General features: G+C 64.0%; 13 protein-coding genes. 9 read left to right on the top strand and 4 right to left on the bottom strand.

Translation table 11 applies throughout. The annotated features are described in order from the left end of the window. Positions 1-58: 58 nt before the first annotated feature. Complete coding sequence (locus TQ38_RS25290; protein WP_043970536.1) at positions 59-2,485, top strand: glucose/quinate/shikimate family membrane-bound PQQ-dependent dehydrogenase; 2,427 nt, start codon at positions 59-61, stop codon at positions 2,483-2,485. A 94-nt stretch (positions 2,486-2,579) separates the two neighbouring features. After that, positions 2,580-3,929 (top strand): carbohydrate porin, encoded by a 1,350-nt coding sequence (locus TQ38_RS25285; protein WP_043970533.1) that lies wholly within the window; start codon positions 2,580-2,582, stop codon positions 3,927-3,929. Here the strand turns inward: TQ38_RS25285 and TQ38_RS25280 are convergent. Then, a complete protein-coding gene (locus tag TQ38_RS25280) occupies positions 3,913-4,551 on the bottom strand; it encodes a TetR family transcriptional regulator (RefSeq protein WP_043970531.1) in 639 nt (212 codons plus the stop codon). The two genes, TQ38_RS25285 and TQ38_RS25280, sit on opposite strands and share 17 nt — an antisense overlap. Positions 4,552-4,663: 112 nt before the next feature. Between TQ38_RS25280 and TQ38_RS25275 the strand changes: the two genes are divergently transcribed. The 3 genes from TQ38_RS25275 to TQ38_RS25265 all read left to right on the top strand — a co-directional run bounded on the left by TQ38_RS25275 (position 4,664) and on the right by TQ38_RS25265 (position 8,233). Then, positions 4,664-6,136 carry a hypothetical protein gene (locus TQ38_RS25275; protein ID WP_162792373.1) on the top strand — a complete coding sequence of 491 codons (1,473 nt, stop codon included), beginning with the start codon at positions 4,664-4,666 and terminating at the stop codon, positions 6,134-6,136. A gap of 82 nt (positions 6,137-6,218) precedes the next feature. Then, positions 6,219-6,896 carry a response regulator transcription factor gene (locus tag TQ38_RS25270; protein ID WP_082057493.1) on the top strand — a complete coding sequence of 226 codons (678 nt, stop codon included), beginning with the start codon at positions 6,219-6,221 and terminating at the stop codon, positions 6,894-6,896. Next, positions 6,893-8,233 (top strand): HAMP domain-containing sensor histidine kinase, encoded by a 1,341-nt coding sequence (locus TQ38_RS25265; protein ID WP_043970527.1) that lies wholly within the window; start codon positions 6,893-6,895, stop codon positions 8,231-8,233. Before TQ38_RS25270 ends, TQ38_RS25265 begins: the two co-directional genes overlap by 4 nt. 161 nt (positions 8,234-8,394) lie before the next feature. On the opposite strand, the gene TQ38_RS25260 is transcribed toward TQ38_RS25265, so the two are convergent. After that, a complete protein-coding gene (locus TQ38_RS25260) occupies positions 8,395-10,884 on the bottom strand; it encodes a TonB-dependent receptor (RefSeq protein ID WP_043970526.1) in 2,490 nt (829 codons plus the stop codon). A gap of 581 nt (positions 10,885-11,465) precedes the next feature. Between TQ38_RS25260 and TQ38_RS25255 the strand changes: the two genes are divergently transcribed. Genes TQ38_RS25255 through TQ38_RS25245 form a run of 3 tightly spaced genes read left to right on the top strand, consistent with a single transcriptional unit; the run spans position 11,466 to position 15,660 of the window. Beyond that, positions 11,466-12,620 carry an HlyD family secretion protein gene (locus tag TQ38_RS25255; protein ID WP_052505526.1) on the top strand — a complete coding sequence of 385 codons (1,155 nt, stop codon included), beginning with the start codon at positions 11,466-11,468 and terminating at the stop codon, positions 12,618-12,620. A 2-nt stretch (positions 12,621-12,622) separates the two neighbouring features. Further along, positions 12,623-14,182: an MDR family MFS transporter gene (locus tag TQ38_RS25250; RefSeq protein ID WP_043970524.1), complete on the top strand. Its 1,560-nt coding sequence runs from the start codon at positions 12,623-12,625 to the stop codon at positions 14,180-14,182. Then, positions 14,182-15,660, top strand: coding sequence for an efflux transporter outer membrane subunit (locus tag TQ38_RS25245; protein WP_043970522.1), 1,479 nt, complete (start codon positions 14,182-14,184; stop codon positions 15,658-15,660). The genes TQ38_RS25250 and TQ38_RS25245 overlap by 1 nt, the downstream gene beginning before the upstream one ends. Here TQ38_RS25245 and TQ38_RS25240 read toward each other — a convergent pair. Then, positions 15,657-16,022 carry a helix-turn-helix domain-containing protein gene (locus tag TQ38_RS25240; RefSeq protein ID WP_043970520.1) on the bottom strand — a complete coding sequence of 122 codons (366 nt, stop codon included), beginning with the start codon at positions 16,020-16,022 and terminating at the stop codon, positions 15,657-15,659. The two genes, TQ38_RS25245 and TQ38_RS25240, sit on opposite strands and share 4 nt — an antisense overlap. A gap of 100 nt (positions 16,023-16,122) precedes the next feature. Between TQ38_RS25240 and TQ38_RS25235 the strand changes: the two genes are divergently transcribed. Beyond that, a complete protein-coding gene (locus tag TQ38_RS25235) occupies positions 16,123-17,244 on the top strand; it encodes an NADH:flavin oxidoreductase (protein WP_043970518.1) in 1,122 nt (373 codons plus the stop codon). Between the two features lie 58 nt (positions 17,245-17,302). Here the strand turns inward: TQ38_RS25235 and TQ38_RS25230 are convergent, their stop codons facing one another. Continuing rightward, positions 17,303-20,065 carry a TonB-dependent receptor gene (locus tag TQ38_RS25230; protein ID WP_043970516.1) on the bottom strand — a complete coding sequence of 921 codons (2,763 nt, stop codon included), beginning with the start codon at positions 20,063-20,065 and terminating at the stop codon, positions 17,303-17,305. Between the last annotated feature and the right edge of the window lie 392 nt (positions 20,066-20,457).

Below are 20,457 nucleotides of genomic sequence, written 5' to 3'. Positions count from 1 at the left end.
CCCGATCGCAAGACGGCGAGTCAGCGGTGCATTCGAAGAACGAAAAAGGAGGTGCCGCATGTCCGGCACGAACAAAGTCAGCAGGCTGCCCAGGTATTGGCTGCTCTTGCTTGGTCTGGTGATTATGGCCGCAGGGCTATTTTTCGCCATCGGTGGCGCAAGGCTCGTCACCCTTGGCGGCAGCTTCTACTTCCTTCTTGCCGGACTTGGACTGGTGGCATCGGGTTTGCTGATCGCGCGTCGCCGTCCCTCGGGAGCCTGGCTGTTTGCGGCTGTGTTCCTGGCGACGATCGTCTGGGCACTATGGGAAGTCGGGCTGGCGTTCTGGCCGCTGATTTCTCGCCTCCTCGCCATGGGGGTGGGCGCGACTGTCGTCGCCGCGTCCTTGCCGCTGATGCGCCGCGCGAGCGGGCAGACGGCGGCGTGGCGCCCTGCCCTTGCCGCCTCTGCGGTAATCGCGCTGGCCTCGGCCGGTGGTTTTGGCGCCATGTTCATACCGCATCCCACCGTCGCCTTCACGGGTGAGGAACTGGCAAACATGCCGGTCGACCCTGCGCACGAACAGAAGAACTGGGAAGCCTACGGCAATACCGCCGGCGGCAGCCGCTTCGCCGCGCTGGACCAGATCACCCGCGCCAACGTGGGCAAGCTGAAGGTCGCCTGGACTTACCGGACCGGCGATGTCGCGGTCAGCGACGGTAACGGCGCCGAGGATCAGGACACCCCGCTACAGGTCGGCGACACGGTCTTCGTCTGCACCCCGCACAACAACGTCATCGCGCTGGACGCCGACACCGGCCGCGAAAAGTGGAAAACCACGATCAATGCCAAGGCCTCGGTCTGGATGCGCTGCCGCGGCCTTGCCTATTTCGATGCCAGGGCCCCGCTCCAGCAGCCGACCATGCCGGGCTCAACGCCCGTAGCGCCGGTGGTGGTGGCCGAGGGTGCGGCGTGCCAGCGCCGCATCCTCATGAACACCATCAATGCGCAGTTGATCGCGCTCGACGCGGACACCGGCGCGTTTTGCCAGGATTTCGGCACCGGGGGCCGGGTTGACCTCAAGGCGGGGCTCGGCGTCGCGCCCGATCCGCAATACCAGCTCACCTCCGCGCCGACCCTGGCGGGAACGACCGTGGTCGTCGGAGGACGCGTGGCCGACAACGTGCAGGTCGACATGCCGGGCGGCGTCATGCGCGGTTACGACGTGGTGACCGGCAAGTTGCGCTGGGCCTTCGACCCCGGCAACACCGCGATGACGGGCATGCCGCCGAAGGGGCAGACTTACGCCCGTTCGACCCCCAACGTCTGGGCCGCGATGTCTTACGACCCTGCCTCCAATACGGTGTTCATGCCGGTGGGTAGCGCCTCGGTCGATATCTACGGTGTCACCCGCAGCGCGCTCGACCACAAGTACGGCGCCTCCATGCTCGCGCTTGACGCGGCGACCGGCAAGGAGAAGTGGCACTTCCAAACCGTCCACAACGACCTGTGGGACTTCGACCTGCCGATGCAGCCGACTTTCGTGGACTTTGCGGTCGGCGGCGGCAGGAAAGTGCCGGCGCTGGTGTTCGGAACCAAGGCCGGGCAGCTCTACGTGCTTGATCGTGCCACCGGCAAACCGCTTACCAAGGTGGTGAACCAGAAAGTCAAAGCCGCGAACATCCCGAACGAGCCTTATTCGCTCACGCAGCCTCGTTCAGTGGGCATGCCGCAGATCGGCGTGCCAAACCTGACCGAGGCGGACATGTGGGGCGCCACCCCGTTCGACCAGCTGATGTGCCGCATCGCCTTCAAGGGCATGCGCTATGAGGGGCTCTACACCGCGCCCGGCACCGACAAGTCGCTCAGCTTCCCGGGATCGCTGGGCGGCATGAACTGGGGCGGGCTGTCCATTGACCCTACCACCAACACGATCTTCGCCAACGACATGCGCCTTGGCCTCTGGATCCAGATGTTACCCCAGACAGCAGAGCAGCAGGCGGTAAGCAACAGCGGCGGCGAGGCGACCAATACCGGCATGGGCAGCGTGCCGATGAAGGGCACGCCTTATTCGGTGACCAAGGATCGCTTCCTTTCGGCGCTGGGAATTCCGTGCCAGGCCCCGCCCTATGGCACGCTGACGGCTATCGACATGAACACCCGCAAGGTGAAGTGGCAGGTCCCAGTCGGCACCGTGCGCGACACTGGCCCGATGGGCATCCGCATGGGCTTGCCGATCCCGATCGGCCTGCCGACGCTGGGCGGTACGCTGGCGACCCAGGGCGGCTTGGTCTTCATCGCCGGAACGCAGGACTATTATCTGCGCGCGTTCAATTCGGCCACCGGCAAGGAGCTGTGGAAGGGCCGCCTGCCCGTCGGCAGCCAAGGTGGGCCGATGACCTACAAATCCCCCACGACCGGCAGGCAGTATATCGTGATCACCGCAGGCGGCGCCCGCCAGTCCGCCGACCGGGGCGACTACGTGGTCGCCTATAGCCTGCCGTAAGCGCTGCGGGGGCGGACGTTTTCGCCCCCGCCCGCACCTCGTCTTCCCGAATTCATTTCATCCGGCGGCATCGGTCCTCCGGTCAGGAGGGGCCATGGCCCATCGTATCCCCATGTTCGCTCTACTGGCAGGTTGCTGCCTGTTGGCCGCAGCCCCTGTAACTTCCGCCCACGCTAAGGAACCCTCGGTTGAGACCGAGCCGGGCAAGGGGGAGCCGGAAATCACCGCAGCGCCCGTTGCCGCAATTGCGCCAATCCCGTTCGAGGAAACCATGACCGGCGACTGGGGCGGCCTGCGCACTCGGCTCAAGGGCAGCGGAATAAGCCTGCGTGCAGACTATGTCTCAGAGACCTTTTCTGCCGTCGACGGCGGGGTCAGGCGCGGCACCGCCTATACCCAGCAGATCCGCGCCGGCATGGATTTCGACATGGGCAAGATCGCCGGATGGTCTGGCGCGATCTTCCACGTCACTCTGAACGACCGGCGCGGCGTGGGTATATCCGCGGATTACGTGGGCAACCGGCTGCCGATCCAGGAAGCCTATGGCGGCCAGTACGTCCGGCTGGGCGAAGTGAGCTACGAACAGAACCTTCTGGATAGCAAGCTCAACCTGCGACTGGGCTACTTCGCGATGGGCAACGACCTTGGCGGCATGGCGCTGGGCTGCAATTTCGTGAACGCGGCGTTCTGCGCCCATCCGCTTTCACTTTCTGGCGACAGTGGCTGGTACAATTATCCCAACGCGCGCTGGGGCGCTGCGATCCGCTACCGGCCGCGCGCCGACATCGCGCTACGAACCGGCATCTATCAGGTGAACCCGGATCTGGGCAACGAAGGCAATGCCTTCCACCCCTTCGCCGGGGGAAGCACCGGCGTGATCCTGCCCTTCGAGGTCGAGTACGATCCCGGCCTGCGCACGGACAGCCGCGTCCTGCCGGGGCACTACAAGGTGGGCGTCTATTATGACACCTCCCGAGCGGCGCGCCTGGGCGGCGGCGAGAAAGTGACCGCCCGTTACGGCGTCTACATCCTCGCCGACCAGATGATCCTGCGCGAGGGAAGCGGCGGCCGTGGCCTCTCCCTGTTCGGCCAGTTCACCGCCAACCCTGAGGCTTCGGCCCAGATCACCCGCTGGTATGCGGCCGGCGTGGTCAAGACCGGGACCTTGCGCGGCCGCGATGCCGATACGCTGGCACTCGGCATCGTCCATGCGCAGTTCGACCCTCGGCTAAGGCGCGCCCATGCCGAGACGGCGGGCATCCTGGAAGGCTATGCCGCCCTGCCCGCCGGTGAAACCGCGATCGAGATGAGCTACGGTTTCCAGGCCCGCCGCTGGCTGAGCATCCGCCCTGACGTACAATACATCATCGAACCGGGGAGCTTCGCCTTTCGCTCCACTCGCAACGCGCTGGCGCTGGGCTGCCAGGTCAGGATGCAGTTCTGACCGGTGCCGGATCGGCGCGGCAGTAGCGCAGGACCGTTTCGACCACCTGATCGCGGCGCCGTGCCGCCGCTTGTTCGCTGGCCGTGTCCACGCCGAAGATCGTGCTGAAGGTATAGCGGTTGGACACGAAATAGAACGCCAGCGCGCTGATCGTCATATGCAGGTCCACGGGATCCAGCCCTTCACGAAAAACCCCTTCCGCCACGCCGCGATCGATCAGCGATCTGGTCTTGGGCAGGACAAGGTCGTTCTTCGCCTCTGCCACCGCCCCGACATTGCGGCCCTGCGCCATGTTCTCGTCCATCACCAGTCGCACCAGTTCGGGGTGGCGGAAATGGTAGTCGAAGGTCAGCGCGGTCAGCCGTTCGAGGGCAACCAGCGGCGGCAGTTCATCCAGCCCCGCATCCAGTTCGGCGGAGCGGATGCCGTTGTAAGCCTGCCTCAGAACGGCAAGATACAGGCCTTCCTTGTTTCCGAAATGATAGTAGATCATTCGCTTCGAGGTTGCCGTCGCCGCTGCGATTTCGTCGACGCGCGCGCCGGCAAAGCCTTTTTCGGCGAATTGGGCGCTGGCGATCTCGATGATCTGCTGCCGGTTGCGTTCGGTAAACTTTTCTCGCATCGCGCCGCTGCTATGGTCATGTCTCCCGGCCGTGGCAAGGCAGGCGCGTTCATCATTTCGTGGGGTCTTTGCGGCACATAAGCCTGCGACCAGTTTCAAAACGGAGATACGAGTGCCGGCGGTTAAGAGCTTCAAGTCCATGCTGATCCTGGCCTTGCCCGTCCTGCTCGGCATTGCCGGGCTGGGCAAGGCCTGCGCCGCAATCGACGAGGCGCCCTCGCCGCAATCCGCCGCTCCAGGCGACGCAGCGGCTGCAAAACCGGCGTCATTGCGCGCGGCCCCGCCTGCGCCAAGGCTCCCTCCAGCGGATCTCGACAAGCTCTATCCTTTCTACATGCCGATGGGAGGCCTGCGGCAACCGGCGATAAAGCTGACCGTCAAATGCGATGCCTCGCGCGCCGCCGGGCGCGAAGTCTATGCGGGCCGCGACGGCGAGTCGCTCTATGGCCGGGCCGAAGGCGGCTACGAATTCATCTATGAAGCGCTTGACTCATCCGGGCGCCCTTGCGTCTATCCCTTCGCGCCGTGGATGCCGCAGATCGTCGGATCGCTTCAGGGCACCCAGTATATCCTGCGCTCGTCGATACCAGGCCAGCGAGTGACCTTCCGCAGCAGCAACGAATGGGCCACCATCGACCTGCGCATGTTCGACATCGGCCAGCAGCGCGTCCATTTCGAAATGCGCGATATCGAACTGGACTTTCCCGGCGCCGTCCAACCGATGGGCGCAGTCCATCTCGAGGCGGTCGGCACGGCCCGTCCCGGACTGCTGACGGCGGTGATCCGCCGGTCCAAGATCTACGGCGGCAAGAATGCGCTGTTCGTACCGGGCGGGCAGACCATGCTTTACATCGAGGACAGCGAACTGGCGGGCAATGTCGGCTCCAACGTCGATCAGGAGCACACCAGCTACATCAACGGCATCCTCGTCTCGCATTTCCGCAACACCAGCTTCCATGGCCAGTTGGCCTGGCAGAACATCGCCAGCGGACACCAGATCAAGGACAAGGCATACCTGCGCATATACGAGAACGTCACTGTCTCAAACCGGCCGAACACCTCGACGCCTTCTGCGATGCCGCTGATCGACGCCTCCTCCTTCGGCTTTACCTGGTCGGACAACCTGCATCTCCAGCGCGTTGCCCCAGCACAGGCGCCGCGTGATGCGCTGATCGATCTACGCAGCGAAATCCTCTACGGCGCGCCCGAGAACTATCCGTGGAACGTGCTGGTGGACGGCAGTTGGCGGATGCCCGCATCGCCGCTGACGGCGCTCGACAAGGTCTACCTTTCGGTCTTCCTGAACACCACGGTCGACAGTTTTCGCACCGAACCCTACGCCATTGCGCTCAGGCCGCAGGGCACCTCGATCGCGCCGGGGACCACCACGGTCGAAGGCAACGAGAATACCACGCGCGCCCAGCAACGCATGGTGTCGCTGGCCTTCAATACCACCGGCCGCTTCAAGCAGGTCTATTCGAACGAGGGCTGGACCTTCACCGATCCCGAATTGCCGGCCGGAGCGGAGTGGGTCACTGACCGAGATGCTTTCATCCGCCATGCGCTGGGGCTGATCGGGCGCTGAGGCCCGTCGCAGGGATGGCATTACCTGCACCGTCCGCTATGCTCGCATTGCCGTAACACCCCTATCGGGCCGAACCTTGATTATGAGCCTGCATATTCTTCTGGTCGAAGATGATCGCCAGCTTCAGCGGCAACTCGTCGCCCAGCTTTCCCAGTTCGGGCACGAGGTTCAGGCCGCAGACGATGGTCGCAAAGCCCTGGTCCTGCTTGGTCAGCACGCCTTCGACATTCTGATCCTGGACTGGATGCTGCCCCACCTCGACGGCATCGACCTTTTGCGCCAGCTGCGCGAAAGCGGCATGAACGTGCCGGTCCTCATGCTCACCGCGCTGGGTCAGATTCCAGACAAGCTCGAAGGTTTCGAGGCTGGCGCCGACGACTATGTCGTCAAGCCGGTCGACGCCCTCGAACTGAACGCTCGGCTGCACGCCCTGCTGCGCGCCCGCCGCGTCACGGAACAGCCGACCGATACCGTGAGCGCGGGTGATATCCTCGTCAGCCCGACGCGGGTGCTGGCGTGGCGTGGGGGACAAGCGCTCAACCTGTCACGCACCGAATTCAACCTGCTCCTCGAACTGGTGCGCGCGGACGGGCAGGTCGTCACGCGGGCGATGCTGATAGAACGCATCTGGGGCCATGATTTCGTTCCGACGACCAATATCATCGATTCCCACGTCAAGCATCTGCGCGCGAAGCTGATCCAGCACGGTGACGATCCGATCGGGACCGTGCGTGGGATCGGCTATCAATTGCGCGCATGATTGGCACTGCAAGGTCGCTTCGCGGGCTAACCATCGCCTTCCTGTGCCTGTTCCTGACGGTCACCACTCTCGCCGGGCTAGGCACGTTCTTCGCGACGCTGTCGATGATCAACGTGCTGGTGGACAAGCGCATCGCTTTCGAGAGCGCTGAACTGGCCCCCACCGGCACCGGCCTTTCTCGAGGTGAACTCGTCCGGCGGATAAGGGAACTGACCAGCCAGCGCGATACCGGTGACCTAGGCCTGCTGCTGACGGATGCACAGGGGCGCACGATTATCGGAAACACCCGGTTTTCCCGCGAATTGCCCTCAGGATTCTCTTCGCTCAACCGGCAGGACCGCATTGAAGGTCTTAGCGCCGGCCGTGTCTTCGTGCGCGATCTTCACGGCGGAATGCGCCTTGCCGTATTTGCCGAGACCGAGCCGATCGACGACTATTTTTCTGCCCGAAAGCTCATCTACATCACCGGGTTCGGCGCAATCGTGCTAGTCGTGCTGATAGGCCTGCTATTGTTCCGCAGGCTGATCGGCCAGCGGATCGAGGCAATGCGCACCACCGTGGAATCGATTATCGACGGCGACCTTTCGCAGCGCGTTCCGGTCGTCGGTGACGGCGGGGAGTTCGATCAGCAGGCAGCCGCGTTCAATCGAATGCTTGACCGCATCGGCCAGTTGATGGCTGAGGTTCGTAATGTTTCCAATGATATATCGCACGAACTTCGCACACCACTTGCAAGGCTGCGTAACGAATTGGCCCTGTTGGAACAGCGCGGCGACGCTGAATCGCTGCGCGACCAACTCGCGCTGGCCACCGCTCAGGCCGACGACCTGCTGGGCATGTTCGGCGCTTTGCTGCGCATCGCCGAAATTGAGAGCGGCGCCCGCCGTGCGGGTTTCCGCTCATTGGACTTCGACGCGCTGATCGCGGACATCGCCGACATGGTGCGCCCCTTGGCCGAGGACGAGAACCAGCGGTTGATTGTCGGCCCATGCAATGGGGGCACCCTGGTCGGGGATCGTCAACTGCTGTCCCAGTTGCTTCACAACCTGCTCGAGAACGCCCTGAGGCACGGCCCGGAAGGAACCACGGTACGGATTAGCGCGGAGCGAGGTGACCATGGTGTAGTCCTGATAGTGACGGACGATGGTCCCGGCATTTCGCAAGATCAACGCGCACTGGTGCTGCGCAGGTTCGGAAGGATAGGGCGTAGGGGCAGTGGTCACGGGCTGGGTCTGCCGCTGGCCGGTGCCATCGCCCGCCTTCATCGCGGAACCCTGGCGCTGGGCGATGCCGGGCCTGAAGGCGGCGTCAAAGTCACCGTCGTGCTGCCGGCCTGACACGAAAAAACGGCGTGACGCGGGGGAGCGTCACGCCGATCAGTTTTGCGATCTTGCGGCGACCTGAACTGTTCCCCCATCGAAAGGGAACATTTCTCCGCATGACCGCATTTCCGGGACCGCCAGCCCCGTTAAGGTGGCCGGCGGCGGGGGGAAAGCGGTTAGAACTGGACGCTGGCGTCGAGGCCGAAAGTGCGCGGCGCGTTGAAGTTGCCGTAGTCGCCCAGGATGTTGTTGACGCTGCCGGTCGACACGCTGGTGGTCGGCGCGCCCGGCAGACTGTTCGACGGATCGCGGCGGAAGACATACTGCTCGTTGAACAGGTTGCGCCCCCACACGCCCAGCGTCAGCTTGTGGTCGCCCACGCCGATGTCAGCCAGCGAGATGCGTCCGTTGAAGATCAGCGAAGCGTCGTTCTTGGTGCCGAACTGGTCGAAGGCCTGCGTTGCCTGCGAATAGTTGCCGTCGATGTGGAACTTCAGCGTGGTGTCATCCTGACCGATCGGCAGCGCATAGTCGATCGAGCCGCTGGCCGCATTGCGCGGGGTGAACACGATGTAGAAACGCTGGTCGACAGTGGTCGAGGCCCCGTTGGTGCCGGTGTAGGTGATCGGTACCAAGGGGATCTTGGTGTAGGTGTAGGCGTAGGATGCGTTAAGCGTTAGGCCTTCGACCGGGTTCACAGTCAGGTCCGCCTCGACACCGCGGATCTTGGTGGTGCCGGGCGCGTTGATCGTGACCAGGTTGTTGTAGTTCGAGCCGTTGAACGACTGGATCGAGCTGATGTCGACCTGGCTGTTTTTACGGTCCATCATGTAGCCGGCGAGGTTGAAGCGGGCGCGGTGGTTCCAGAAATCGCTCTTCAGACCAACTTCGTAGGACTTCACGTCTTCAGGGTTGAACGCCTGGTAGTTGGCCGTGCGCGAGCTGGCACCGCCGGCGCGGTAGCCCGTGGCGTACTTAGCATAGACGTGCAGATCGTCGGTCGCGTCATAGGCCAGCGTGGCCATCGGATTGAAGCGGTTCCAGCTTTCATCCAGCGGAGTATAGCCGGCTGCGTTCGCCTTGGCCGTCTCGACATCGTAGTTCACGTTGCGCGAGAAGTGCAGCACGCCGCGCTTCTTGTCGTGCGTGTAGCGGCCGCCGACGGTAAGATGGATCTTGTCGGTGGCGTTCCAGGTGGCCTGGCCATAGGCCGAGTAGCTCTTCGACCACACTTCCGAAGCACGGTCGATCGAGCGGCAGCCGATCTCGGAGCCGAACCCGCCCGAACCCGTGCAGGAGTTGAGGATCGTGTAAACCGCCTGGCCGGCGCTGTTGAGGTACACGCCATTGGAGTTCGGCGTTGCCGCATCGTCGCTCACGTGTTCGTTGAAGTAGTACAAACCGGCGACGTAGTCGACGGTGCCGACAGTGCCGACAGCCTGGAGTTCCTGGCTGAACTGGCGCTGGCGCAGGTCGGCAAGGCTGTAGCGGCTGAAGGCGCAGGGCGCGGCGGCCGTGCAGGCGGCGGTCAGGTTGACCACGGGTACGCGGTGCGCGCCGCCGCTGTTGTCCCATTGCGTTGCTTCGACACCGCGCCAAGCGGTGATCGCGCGCAGCTCGATCTCGGGTGAGACGGTCCACTTGAGCGAGTTGGTGAAGCCGTGGGTCTTGTCGACGCTGACCTGCTGCGGCACGCCGATGTCGGCAACCTTCATGCGCGTCTTGCCGTTGATGACCACCGCCGGCGTGAGCGACTTCACGGTGCCCGTGAGGTTGGTGTACTGGGTGCCCGGCAGGGTGCAGGCGGCGCTGGCGGCCTGGGTTCCGGCGACGCAGCCATTGGGGTTGTAGTTCAGCAGCTGGCTGTAGAACGGCGTATTGGCATCACGCGCGACATCGTAGGAGAAGTCGTCGGTGATGCTGCTGGTCGGCTGCCAGCGCACGGCCACGCGGCCACCCTTGCGGTGGTACTGGTTGAAGCCGGCCTGGCCTGCGAGCGGGTTCTTGGTGGTCGGATCCTGGTGCTGCAGCACGCCGTCCAGCTTAACGCTGAAGCCGGCGAACTTGGGCAGGTCGAGGTGGATGTCGCCGGTATAGGCGCCGTAATTGCCGAAACCGCCACCGGCGCGCCCGCCGAACTCGCCGGTCGGGGCCTTGCTGACGATGCTCAGGGCGCCGCCTTCGGTATTCCGGCCGAACAGCGTGCCCTGCGGACCCTTGAGCACTTCGACGCGCTCAACATCGAACAGCGCAGCGTTGAGGCCATGCTGGCGGCCAAGATATACGCCGTCGACATAGATCCCCACGCCCTGCTCGCGGGCGGGCTGATTGGCGTCAAGCGGCACGATGCCGCGAATGCCGATGGTCAGCGCGCTCTGGCGAGCTTCGAACGTGGCGATGCGCAGCGAGGGAATGGCGCCGTCGGCAAGGTCGTAGAGGCTCTGGACGTGACGGTCCTTGAGCGTTTCGGTGTTCATGACCGCCATTGCGATCGGGGTTTCCTGAAGGTTCGTCTCACGCTTGGTCGCGGTGACGACGATATCGCCCAGTCCCAGATCCGCGGCATCTTCGGCAGCTGCCGGAGCCTCGGCGAACGCACTTGTCGAGGCCATGCTCGCAAGCACCGACCCGGCGAGAAGCGCCGCGCGGACAGTTTTGTTTAACATGATGAAAACACACCCTTTTAGAAACATTTTTGCTCTGCAAGGGCGCTGTTATGGCAACAACAAGACAGTTAGATTTAGGTTTGAAGACACCGTCGTCACCCGGTCTTCATGTTCATATCATTTTCGCGATAAATTATTAGATTTGCTCACTTAAATCACGCTGAGAGGCGCAAATAATTTGTTCCCGGCGTGAAAAAATTTTGGGCATGGCAAAAAGGCCGGGATCCGGCAGCGCAAGGGCCGCATCGGACTGCAATACGGCAAGCTGCAGCGTTCAGCCGAACAGCATAAGCGCAGCCAGAAACACCATCAGGGCCACAAGGCTCATAGCGCACAGCATGCCCAGCGGGCAGGCGTGGATGCTCGGGTCGTACCTCTCCATAAACCGACTCTCCGTCGACTTTTGTTATCGAGCCAAATTACGCCTCCCGTCGCCTTCCGGCAAGCCGCCCCACCGATATCTGCGCCGGGACCCATTTCCCGTTTTCGGACCTTCCACCGGCCTGAATGCGCGGCGCCGGGACCACGCACCTGCACAATGATCTTGACGCCATGCCCGGCTGGCGCGATCAGCCGCGCTGATGGTTGAAAATCCCCCCCCGCAAGACCGCGAAAACGAACCCTCCGGCTCCGGGCGCCGCGCGCTGAGTGGCAGGACCAAGGCAATCGTCATTGTCGTTGCGATCGTCGCGCTTGTCGCTGCCGGGCTCTGGTACTGGCGGCACAAGACCTACGGCCAGTACTTCGAGGAAACCGACGACGCCCAGATTCGCGCCGATGCGGTAGCCATCGCGCCGAAAGTCAGCGGCTATGTCACTGAGGTACTGGTGGACGACAACCAGGACGTAAAGCAGGGCGAGGCGCTGGCCCGGATCGATCCGGGTGATTACGACGCGAAGGTCGCGCAGGCCCGCGCCCAGATCGCGCAGGCCGTAGCCGGCGCGGAGAATGCCCGCGCAGGCATGGCCGAGCAGCAGGCCGCCATCGCACAGGCGCAGGCGCAGCTTGCCGCCGCGCGCGCCAAGGCGGCCCACGACGCCGCCGAAGTGGCCCGCTACGCTCCCCTCGCTGCCAGCGGCGCCGAAACCCGCCAGCAGTTGGACCAGTTGCGCCTTGCCGCTGCTGAATCCGCGCAGCAACTGCGCCAGCAGCAGGCCGCGCTGGAGATGCAGAAGCGTCATGTGGCAGCGATAGAGGCGCAGGTTCGTCAGGCGGAGGCGCAAGGGCAAGGCGCCCGCGCCCAACTCGACGCCGCGGGGATCGACTTGTCCGCCACCAGGCTGACAGCGCCCATCGCCGGGCGCATCGGCGACAAGACAGTGCGTATCGGCCAGTTCGTGCAGGCCGGCACCCGGCTGATGTCGGTCGTGCCGCTGAGCAAGCTTTACGTCGTCGCCAACTTCAAGGAAACACAGCTCGCGCTGATGCGCCCCGGCCAGCCCGCCAAGATTTCCGTCGACGCACTTTCGGGCGTCGAAGTGGATGGACGGGTCGCCAGCGTATCTCCGGGTACGGGCGCGCAGTTTTCCATCCTGCCGCCTGAGAACGCGACGGGCAACTTCACCAAGATCGTCCAGCGCGTACCCGTGCGCCTTGTCATCGAGGCCCCGGCCTCGGCGCGCAAGGTGCTGCTGCCGGGCCTTTCGGTGAAGGTCACCGTCGACACCCGCAGCGCCAAAGACGAACTGCAACGCATCGAGGACGACCAGGAGCGGCTCGAAGCGAAGGCTCGCTGACCGTGGCAAGCGCCGCTCTCCCCGGCAATCCGCCGCGCCCCGAGCGGGCCGATCTCAGCGCCTGGCTGGCGGTGGCGGCAGGCACGCTGGGCGCGCTGATGGCGACGCTCGACATCTCGATCGTCAATTCCGCCTTGCCCACAATTCAGGGCGAGATCGGCGCGACCGGCACCGAAGGCGCCTGGGTGGCGACGTCCTACCTCGTCGCCGAGATCATCATCATTCCGCTATCCGCCTGGCTGGAGCGGCTGCTGGGACTGCGCACTTTCCTGCTGATCGCGGTTACCCTGTTCACCGGCTTCTCGATCCTGTGCGGCTTCGCAAATTCGCTGACGATCATGATAATCGGCCGCGTCGGCCAAGGGATCACGGGCGGTGCGATGATCCCCACCGCGCAGACCATCATCGCCCAGCGCCTGCCCCGCAGCCAGCAATCCATCGGCACTGCCGCGTTCGGCGTCGTCGCTATCCTTGGCCCGCTGATCGGCCCGCTGGTAGGCGGGTGGCTGGCCGAAAACCTGAGCTGGCACTACGCCTTCTTCCTCAACGTGCCGATATCGATCATCCTCATCACCCTGCTGGTGGTCGGCCTGCCGCATCAGCCCTCCAAGCTGCACCTGCTGCGCGAGGCGGACTGGGTGGGCATCGTCGGCCTCGCGCTCGGCATGGGCGGGCTCACGGTGTTCCTGGAAGAAGGCGCGCGAGAAGAATGGTTCGCTTCGTCGTTGATCCAGGCGATGGCGGCGACCAGCCTGTTCGGGTTTCTACTGCTGTTCTACGGCCAGTTCACCGCGCGGCGCCCGGTCATCAAGCTCAGCCTCCTGCTTGACCGGCAGTTCGGGTCGGTGGCGCTGATGGGCATGGCGCTGGGCGTGGTGCTTTACGGCACGTCCTATGCGATCCCTCAGTTCCTCGCCGCGATCGCCGATTACAATGCGCTGCAATCGGGCAAGGTCGTGCTGCTTTCCGGCATTCCAAGCATTCTGCTGATGCCGTTCGTACCTTTGCTGCTCAAGCACCTCGATATCCGCATCGCAGTGGCCTTCGGCATGGGCATCATGGGTTTGTCCGCCTGGATGGAATCAGGGCTGACGCTCGATTCGACCGGCGCGGAATTCACGGATTCCCAGCTCATGCGCGGTATCGGCCAGATCATGGGCATGTTGTTCCTGAGCCAGGCGGTGGTCCAGTCGGTCCCGCCGGAGGACGCGGGCGATGCCTCGGGCCTGTTCAACTCCATGCGCAATCTGGGCGGCAGCTTTGCCCTGGCGGGCATATCCATCCTCCAGCAAAACCGCGTCTGGCTGCATTCGCGCCGAATGGAGGAAACGCTCAACGCCAATTCGCCGGACGTGCAGGGCTACGTCACCGGCCTGGGGCAGGCGATCGGGAGCCCCGACGCCGGCATCCGCCTGCTCGGCCAGCAAATTCAGGGACAGGCGCTTGTCATGACCTACAACGACATCTTTTTCGTGATGAGCATGGTGACGATCTGCGTCATCCCGCTCGTGCTGTTCCTGCGGCCGTTGCCGCGCAATGCCTCGATGGCGGGGATGCACTGATGCGGCGCGCCTTCGTACTCCTGACGGCGACTTGCGTGGCTGCCTGCACTTCCGGCCCCGACTATGCCGGACCGCCTGAAGTCGGGTCCGCAGCGGCGACCCGCGGCACTTTCGTGCGTGCGGACGACCCTGCGCTTGCCGCTGGCCCCGGCCTCTCGCGCTGGTGGGAAACGCTGGACGACGCCGCGCTGAACCGCCTCGTAGACGAGGCCCTCAGCGGCAGCCCCAGCATCGAAGCGGCGCAGGCACATATCCGCGAAGCGCGCGCAAAGCTGGAACAGGGCCGCGCCAACCTGCTGCCCACCGCATCGGCGACCGGCATGTACGTCCACGCACGCCTGCCCGGTTCAGGCCTAGGCGCGCTGGGCGGCGGCGATTCGTCTGACGGCGGGGAAGGCGAATCCTCCTCCGGCAGTTCCAACGCGCTCAACTTCTACAACGTGGGCGCCAGCGTCTCGTGGGAGCCGGACCTGTTCGGCGGAAAGCAGCGCGGCGTCGAAGCGGCGCGCGATACGCTGGACCAGCGGTACGCAGACCTTGCCGACGCCCAGGTCTCGTTGAGCGCGCAGGTCGCGCAGTCTTACGTCAACCTGAGGGACGTCGAGGAACGCGCCCGCCTCAACGCGCGGTCGAGCGAACTGCAGCGCCGCGCGCTGGACCTGTCGCACCAGCGCCTTGCGGCAGGCACCGCCTCCAGGCTGCAGGTGGAGCGGCTGCAGGCCGAACTGGCGTCGACCGATGCGCAGAATATCCCGCTCACCGCCCAGATCGCGATCTACAAGGACGCGCTGGCGGTACTGACCGGCCGCGCACCGGGAGAACTGGACGCCGTGCTGGAGGCCAGCGCGCCGGTTCCCCTACCTCCTGCCTCGGTCCCGATCGGCGATCCGGCCACGCTGATCGCGCATCGCCCCGACGTGCGCTCGGCCGAACGTGCGCTGGCGGCCAGCACGGCGAACATCGGTGTGAAGAAAGCCCAGGCAATGCCCGGCATCAAGTTCTCCGGCATTCTTGGCCTTGGCGGCACCGAGCCGGGCGACGTGCTCGATCCGGGCAACCTTGCCGCGCTGCTGATGCCGCAGCTCAGCTGGCCGGTCCTCGATTTCGGCCGCAGCCGCAGCACCGTGCGCGAGGCCGAGGCCCAGCGTGACGGGGCGCAGGCGCAGTACCGCCAGTCGGTCCTCGCCGCGCTTCAGGATGCCGAGGACAGTCTGGCCCGCTTCGGTGCGACCCGCCGCCAGCTTGCCCAGTTGACGGGCGCAGAGCAGAGTGCGGCGCGCGCTGCCGGGCTTAACCGGCAACGCTTCGCTGCGGGCACCTCAAGCCTGATCGACCAGCTGGACATCGAGCGGCAGCAGCTTTCCGCCGCGATTGCCGCGGCGCAGGCCCGCGCGCAGCTGACGATCGACTATATCGCGGTGCAAAAAGCCCTGGGCTTGGGCTGGAGCGACGAGCGAGGCCAGCAACCCGCCAGCTAGGCAGCAAGCCGCTGGTCGAACTCCTGCCGCGCTTCCTCCACCTGATCAAGATTGACCACGGTCCAGTTATACAGCGCCTTGAAGGGCACCTGCAGCGACCGGCCGAGCGGCGAAATCTCGTACTCGACAGCCACTGGCGAGGCGGGGATGACGCGCCGCGTAAGCAGGCCGTTGCGCTCCAGACGGCGCAGGCACTGCGTCAGCGCCTTCTGGGTTACGCCCTCAAGGTGGCGCTTGATCGAATTGAACCGCATCGGCCCCGGATCAAGGACCGCCAGCACCATCATCGACCATTTGTCGGCAAGCTGGTCGAACAGCAGACGGCTTGGGCAATCGACGACGAAACTTTGACATTCGGCCATGTGGTATCCTCCGGTATACCTGGGCGATCCAGGGTGCCTCATTGACGTCAGGTATCCAAGATATACCTAGTGCGCCTGCGCTGCAATGGAGACCATCCGCATGACCGCTTCTGCCACCGACATCCTGTTTCGTCCGTTTCGTATCGGGTCGCTCGAACTGCCCAACCGCATCGTAATGGCGCCGATGACCCGTTCCATCACGGACCAGGGCGTGCCCGTTGCCGCCAATGCCGACTACTACCGCCGCCGCGCCGAAGGCGGCGTGGGCCTGATTCTGTCCGAGGGCACGGTGGTGGACCGCCCCGCCTCGCGCAACGATGCGGGTATCCCCTTCTTCCACGGCGATGCCGCACTGGCGGGCTGGAAAGGCGTGATCGACGCCGTCCACGGCGCTGGTGGCCGCATGGGCCCGCAGCTTTGGCACACCGGCGCGGTCAAGAGCTTCATGACCGAATGGACCCCCGAAACGCCGGTGGAAAGCCCCTCGGGCCTTGACGCGCCGGGCGCGCCGCGCGGGTTGGCCATGGACGATGCGGCCATTGCCGACACCATCGCCGCCTTCGCGCGCGCGGCCGCCGATGCCAAGCGCCTGGGTTTCGATACCATCGAACTGCACGGCGCGCATGGCTATCTCATCGACCAGTTCTTTTGGGCGGGCACCAATCTGCGCACCGACCGCTACGGCGGTCCCACCCTGCGCGAGCGTTCGCGCTTCGCGGCGGAAATCGTCGCGGCGGTCCGGGCGGCGGTGGGCCCCGACTTCCCGATCATCCTGCGGGTGAGCCAGTGGAAGCAGCAGGACTACGAGGCGCGTCTTGCCGAAACCCCCGAACTGATGGCTGACTGGCTGCAACCGCTGGTCGATGCCGGTGTGAGCGTGCTGCACTGCTCGCAGCGCCGCTTCTGGGAGCCGGAATTTCCCGAAATCGATGGCGACAAGGGCCTGAACTTCGCGGGCTGGGCCAAGAAGCTGACGGGCGCCGCGACGATCAGTGTCGGATCGGTGGGCCTGTCGGGCGATTTCATGGCCGCGTTCGGCGGAGAAAGCTCCACCTCGACCGGCCTCGACGGCCTGATCGAACGTATGGAGCGCGACGAATTCGACCTCATTGCGGTTGGCCGCGCCCTCATCAGCGACCCGCAGTGGTCCGCCAAGGTCCGCGCAGGTGACGGCGCGGATCTCAAGGGCTTCGACGCTTCCGCCCTCGCCGAACTGGTCTGACAGCGGGTGAATGAACGGGTCGGGAAGCGGAAAAACTCCGCTCCCCGGCCTTGTTTCGTCAGAAGTCCACGGTCAGTCCGGTGAAGAACGTGCGCCCATAGACGTCATACGTCGATGGGAAGGTATTGGCCTGTTCCTGGTTGTCGCCCAGGATCGGCGGCTTGCGGTTGAACATGTTGTTCATGCCGACATTCCAGGTGAACCGCTTGGCGATGTCGAAGCTGGCGGTCAGGTCGAAGTAGTCATAGGCCTTGATCTTCTCGACGGTGTAGACGGTCGAGGGATCGTCGTCCTTGACCGACGAGAGATGCCGCCAGGCGAGCGAAAGCGTGGCGCCTTCGGTTGCCCATGTCACGCGGCTGTTGAGGCGCCACTTGGCATAGACGTTGCCGCACAGCAGCCCGAAGCTGCCCTTGCAATCGACCGTGAGATCCGACAGCGCCGCGATCGGCTTGAAGGTCCAGCCCAACAGACGGGTGCCTGATACGCGCAGGTTCAGCTTGCTCTCGTTATTCGTGCCGAACGCCAGTGGAACAGTATACTGCGCGTCGAAGTCGATGCCGTCGGTCTTCACGCCGCCCGAGTTGGTCAGGTTGTCGACCGCGCCGGTGATCGTGTAGCTGTTGGCATCGCGCGGCAGCAGCGAGCAGTAGCTGGTATCGTAACCGCCGAAGCAGGCATTGATGATGTTCGCCGTGCCTGCCGCGGTGATGAAATTGTCGATCTTGATGTGGTAGTAGTCGATTGTGAGCGACAGGCCCGGGATCGCTCGCGGCTGCAGGACGGCACCGAACGTATAGGTGTTCGCAGTTTCTTCACGCAGGTTGGGGTTGCCGCCGTTCAGGCTGTCGATCTGCGTGTCGCCGCCGTTATATGCGGTTCCGACGTAGTTCGCCGGAACACCGGACGCGACGCAGGCTGCCACCAGAGAGGCATTGTCAGCCGCCCCGGCAACGGCGCAGGGGTCCGACGCGGTCTCGAAGTTCTGGGCGCTGCCGCTGTAGAGGTCGTTGACGGTAGGTGCACGCACGGCGCGAGAGAACTGGCCGCGCAGGCTGATATCCTTGATCGGTGCCCAGACCAGACCGGCCGAGAACGTACCGACCGACTTTGCCGCCGTCGAGTAGTAGGAATACCGCGCCGCTCCGTTGAAATCGAGCCGGTCGATAAAGGGGCGGTCGGCCAAGAGCGGGACGTTGATCTCGGCGAACAGTTCCTTGACGTTATAACCGCCCGAGGTCGGCTCCGAGGCGTTGAACCCGATCACATCGCCCGATGCCAGGGCGGCGTCCGGGTTGAACGAGCCGTGCTCACTGCGGTATTCCGCGCCGATCGCGAGGCCGGCGTAACCTGCGCCAAGGTCGAACAGACTGTCGTTGGTGATCGCGCCGCTGACGACCTTCTCGGTGATGGTTGAGCGGTTCATCGTGTCGATCGAGATGAAATCCGCCGCAGCCTGGCTGATGTTGCCCGCGCCGAAGATATTCAGCGGCACGCAGCCATTGCTGGTGTCCGAGCAGACGAGGCTGCCGGCACTGTCGTAGGTCGTCAGCAGAGCCTGCTGCACGGCGCTGGCCGATACATTGCCCTGCTGCCGCTCGACGCGCCTGGTGCGCGAGAAGCTGCCGTAGATGTCGTAGCTCCAGTCTCCGTCGATAGTCCCGCGCGCGCCCAGCACGCCGCGATAGGCCTTGCTGTCCACCTTGGAGATGCGCGGCCCCACTTCGCTCAGGCGGCGATACACGGAAGCCGAGGTAAACCCGTCGCCATCGGTATCGTAGCCCGAAAGCAGCGACTGGCTGCCGGCGCTGAGGAACGAGGAATCGGTGTCGAGCGAGAACGTCCCCGTCAGCGGCGTCGGCGCCAGCTGGTTGGCAACGCGGTTGTGAACATACTGTCCCTCGGCATAAAGGGTCAGGTGGTCGCTGACGTCGAAGTGCGCCTGCCCGGACAGCAGTTCCCGCTTCTGCGGGACCTGGAGATAATTGTCGGGCGCGTAGTTGTAGGCGTCCGTGGTGCTATCGTAGGCCGAATAGCTGCCATCCTGCGCGAACTTGTAGCGATTGCCTCCCACTGCGATCGCGCCTTGCGGGATAGAACTGGAGCCGCCGGCGGAAAGGCCGCCCTCGCCGTCGTCGGTCTGGGCGACGGAGGTGTAGCTGCGCGCCGACTGCAGGACCGATTTTCGCTTCATGTAATCGCCGTAAAGCGTGATGTTGCCCCGGCCGTCCGCGAAGTTCTTACCGACCAGCAGGCCGCCGGTAAACTGCGGGCCGTCGCCGGAATTGGTGATCCGGTAGTTGCCGTTGGCCTGGATTCCTTCGAAGTCCTGCTTGGTCACGAAGTTGATGACGCCGCTGACCGCATCCGAACCGTAAACGGCGGACTTGCCGCCCGTCACCACGTCGACGCGCTCGATCAGCGCGGTCGGGATCGTGTTGAGGTCGACGATCTGGTTGGTGTCGTAGGACACGTAGCGGCGGCCGTTGACCAGCACCAGGGTGCGCGCGGAGCCGAGGCCGCGCAGGTCGGCCGTGGCGACGCCGTCGCCCGGGTTGTTGGACGCGCCGGTAGCGCCGGGAAGGATCTGCGGCAGGTCCTTGAGGATGTTCTCCACGTTGACCTGCCCGGTCAGCTTCAATTCCTTCTCGCTCAGCGCCATGATCGGGGCGGCCTGTTCGAGGTTGGCATTGGTCAGGCGAGAACCGGTCACGACGATGGCCTCGCCCTCGTCAGTATCGGCTTCCTGGGCCTGGGCGATGCAGGGAAGGCCCATGAGCAGGGTGGACGCCAGCAGCAGGCGCTTCATTTCGGATGTCATTGATGCTCCTTTCGCGGATTCCGGCGGGACCGAAGTCCACAGCGCCGGAAGCAGGCGGCGGCGTTTGCCCCCGCGAGCATCTAACTGTCATCCTTTATTCAATAAACTGACGCACAACTAGAGTTGTCCGTTGCATTTCAACAACAAATATTTCGTGTATTGACAATTTCACGAAATATATATGAAACATATTTCTTAACAATTCAGTTTACTTAATGCTATAATAAAATTGTATATATCAATGATATTGATCTAAATATCACAACATTTATTTTAATAATTTACCAGATCCAAGAAACACCTCCAACAAACCAATCAGCATTCAAGCGACCGCCTCGCCCCAGGTCGTGGTCATTTCTCGGCGCCCAATTTCTGCCATCACTTGTGCCACA

The organism is Novosphingobium sp. P6W (genome assembly GCF_000876675.2).
GTDB lineage: Bacteria > Pseudomonadota > Alphaproteobacteria > Sphingomonadales > Sphingomonadaceae > Novosphingobium.
The sequence above is the reverse complement of the archived record's forward strand: the minus strand, read 5'-3'. Positions and strand labels throughout refer to the sequence as shown.

What these genes read in the sequence shown, in the direction of transcription:
- TQ38_RS25290 (WP_043970536.1), top strand. Translation starts at nt 59, where the DNA reads ATGTCCGGCACGAACAAAGTCAGCAGGCTGCCCAGGTATTGGCTGCTC.
- TQ38_RS25285 (WP_043970533.1), top strand. Translation starts at nt 2,580, where the DNA reads ATGGCCCATCGTATCCCCATGTTCGCTCTACTGGCAGGTTGCTGCCTG.
- TQ38_RS25280 (WP_043970531.1), bottom strand. Translation starts at nt 4,551, where the DNA reads ATGCGAGAAAAGTTTACCGAACGCAACCGGCAGCAGATCATCGAGATC.
- TQ38_RS25270 (WP_082057493.1), top strand. Translation starts at nt 6,219, where the DNA reads ATGAGCCTGCATATTCTTCTGGTCGAAGATGATCGCCAGCTTCAGCGG.
- TQ38_RS25265 (WP_043970527.1), top strand. Translation starts at nt 6,893, where the DNA reads ATGATTGGCACTGCAAGGTCGCTTCGCGGGCTAACCATCGCCTTCCTG.
- TQ38_RS25260 (WP_043970526.1), bottom strand. Translation starts at nt 10,884, where the DNA reads ATGTTAAACAAAACTGTCCGCGCGGCGCTTCTCGCCGGGTCGGTGCTT.
- TQ38_RS25255 (WP_052505526.1), top strand. Translation starts at nt 11,466, where the DNA reads ATGGTTGAAAATCCCCCCCCGCAAGACCGCGAAAACGAACCCTCCGGC.
- TQ38_RS25245 (WP_043970522.1), top strand. Translation starts at nt 14,182, where the DNA reads ATGCGGCGCGCCTTCGTACTCCTGACGGCGACTTGCGTGGCTGCCTGC.
- TQ38_RS25240 (WP_043970520.1), bottom strand. Translation starts at nt 16,022, where the DNA reads ATGGCCGAATGTCAAAGTTTCGTCGTCGATTGCCCAAGCCGTCTGCTG.
- TQ38_RS25235 (WP_043970518.1), top strand. Translation starts at nt 16,123, where the DNA reads ATGACCGCTTCTGCCACCGACATCCTGTTTCGTCCGTTTCGTATCGGG.
- TQ38_RS25230 (WP_043970516.1), bottom strand. Translation starts at nt 20,065, where the DNA reads ATGACATCCGAAATGAAGCGCCTGCTGCTGGCGTCCACCCTGCTCATG.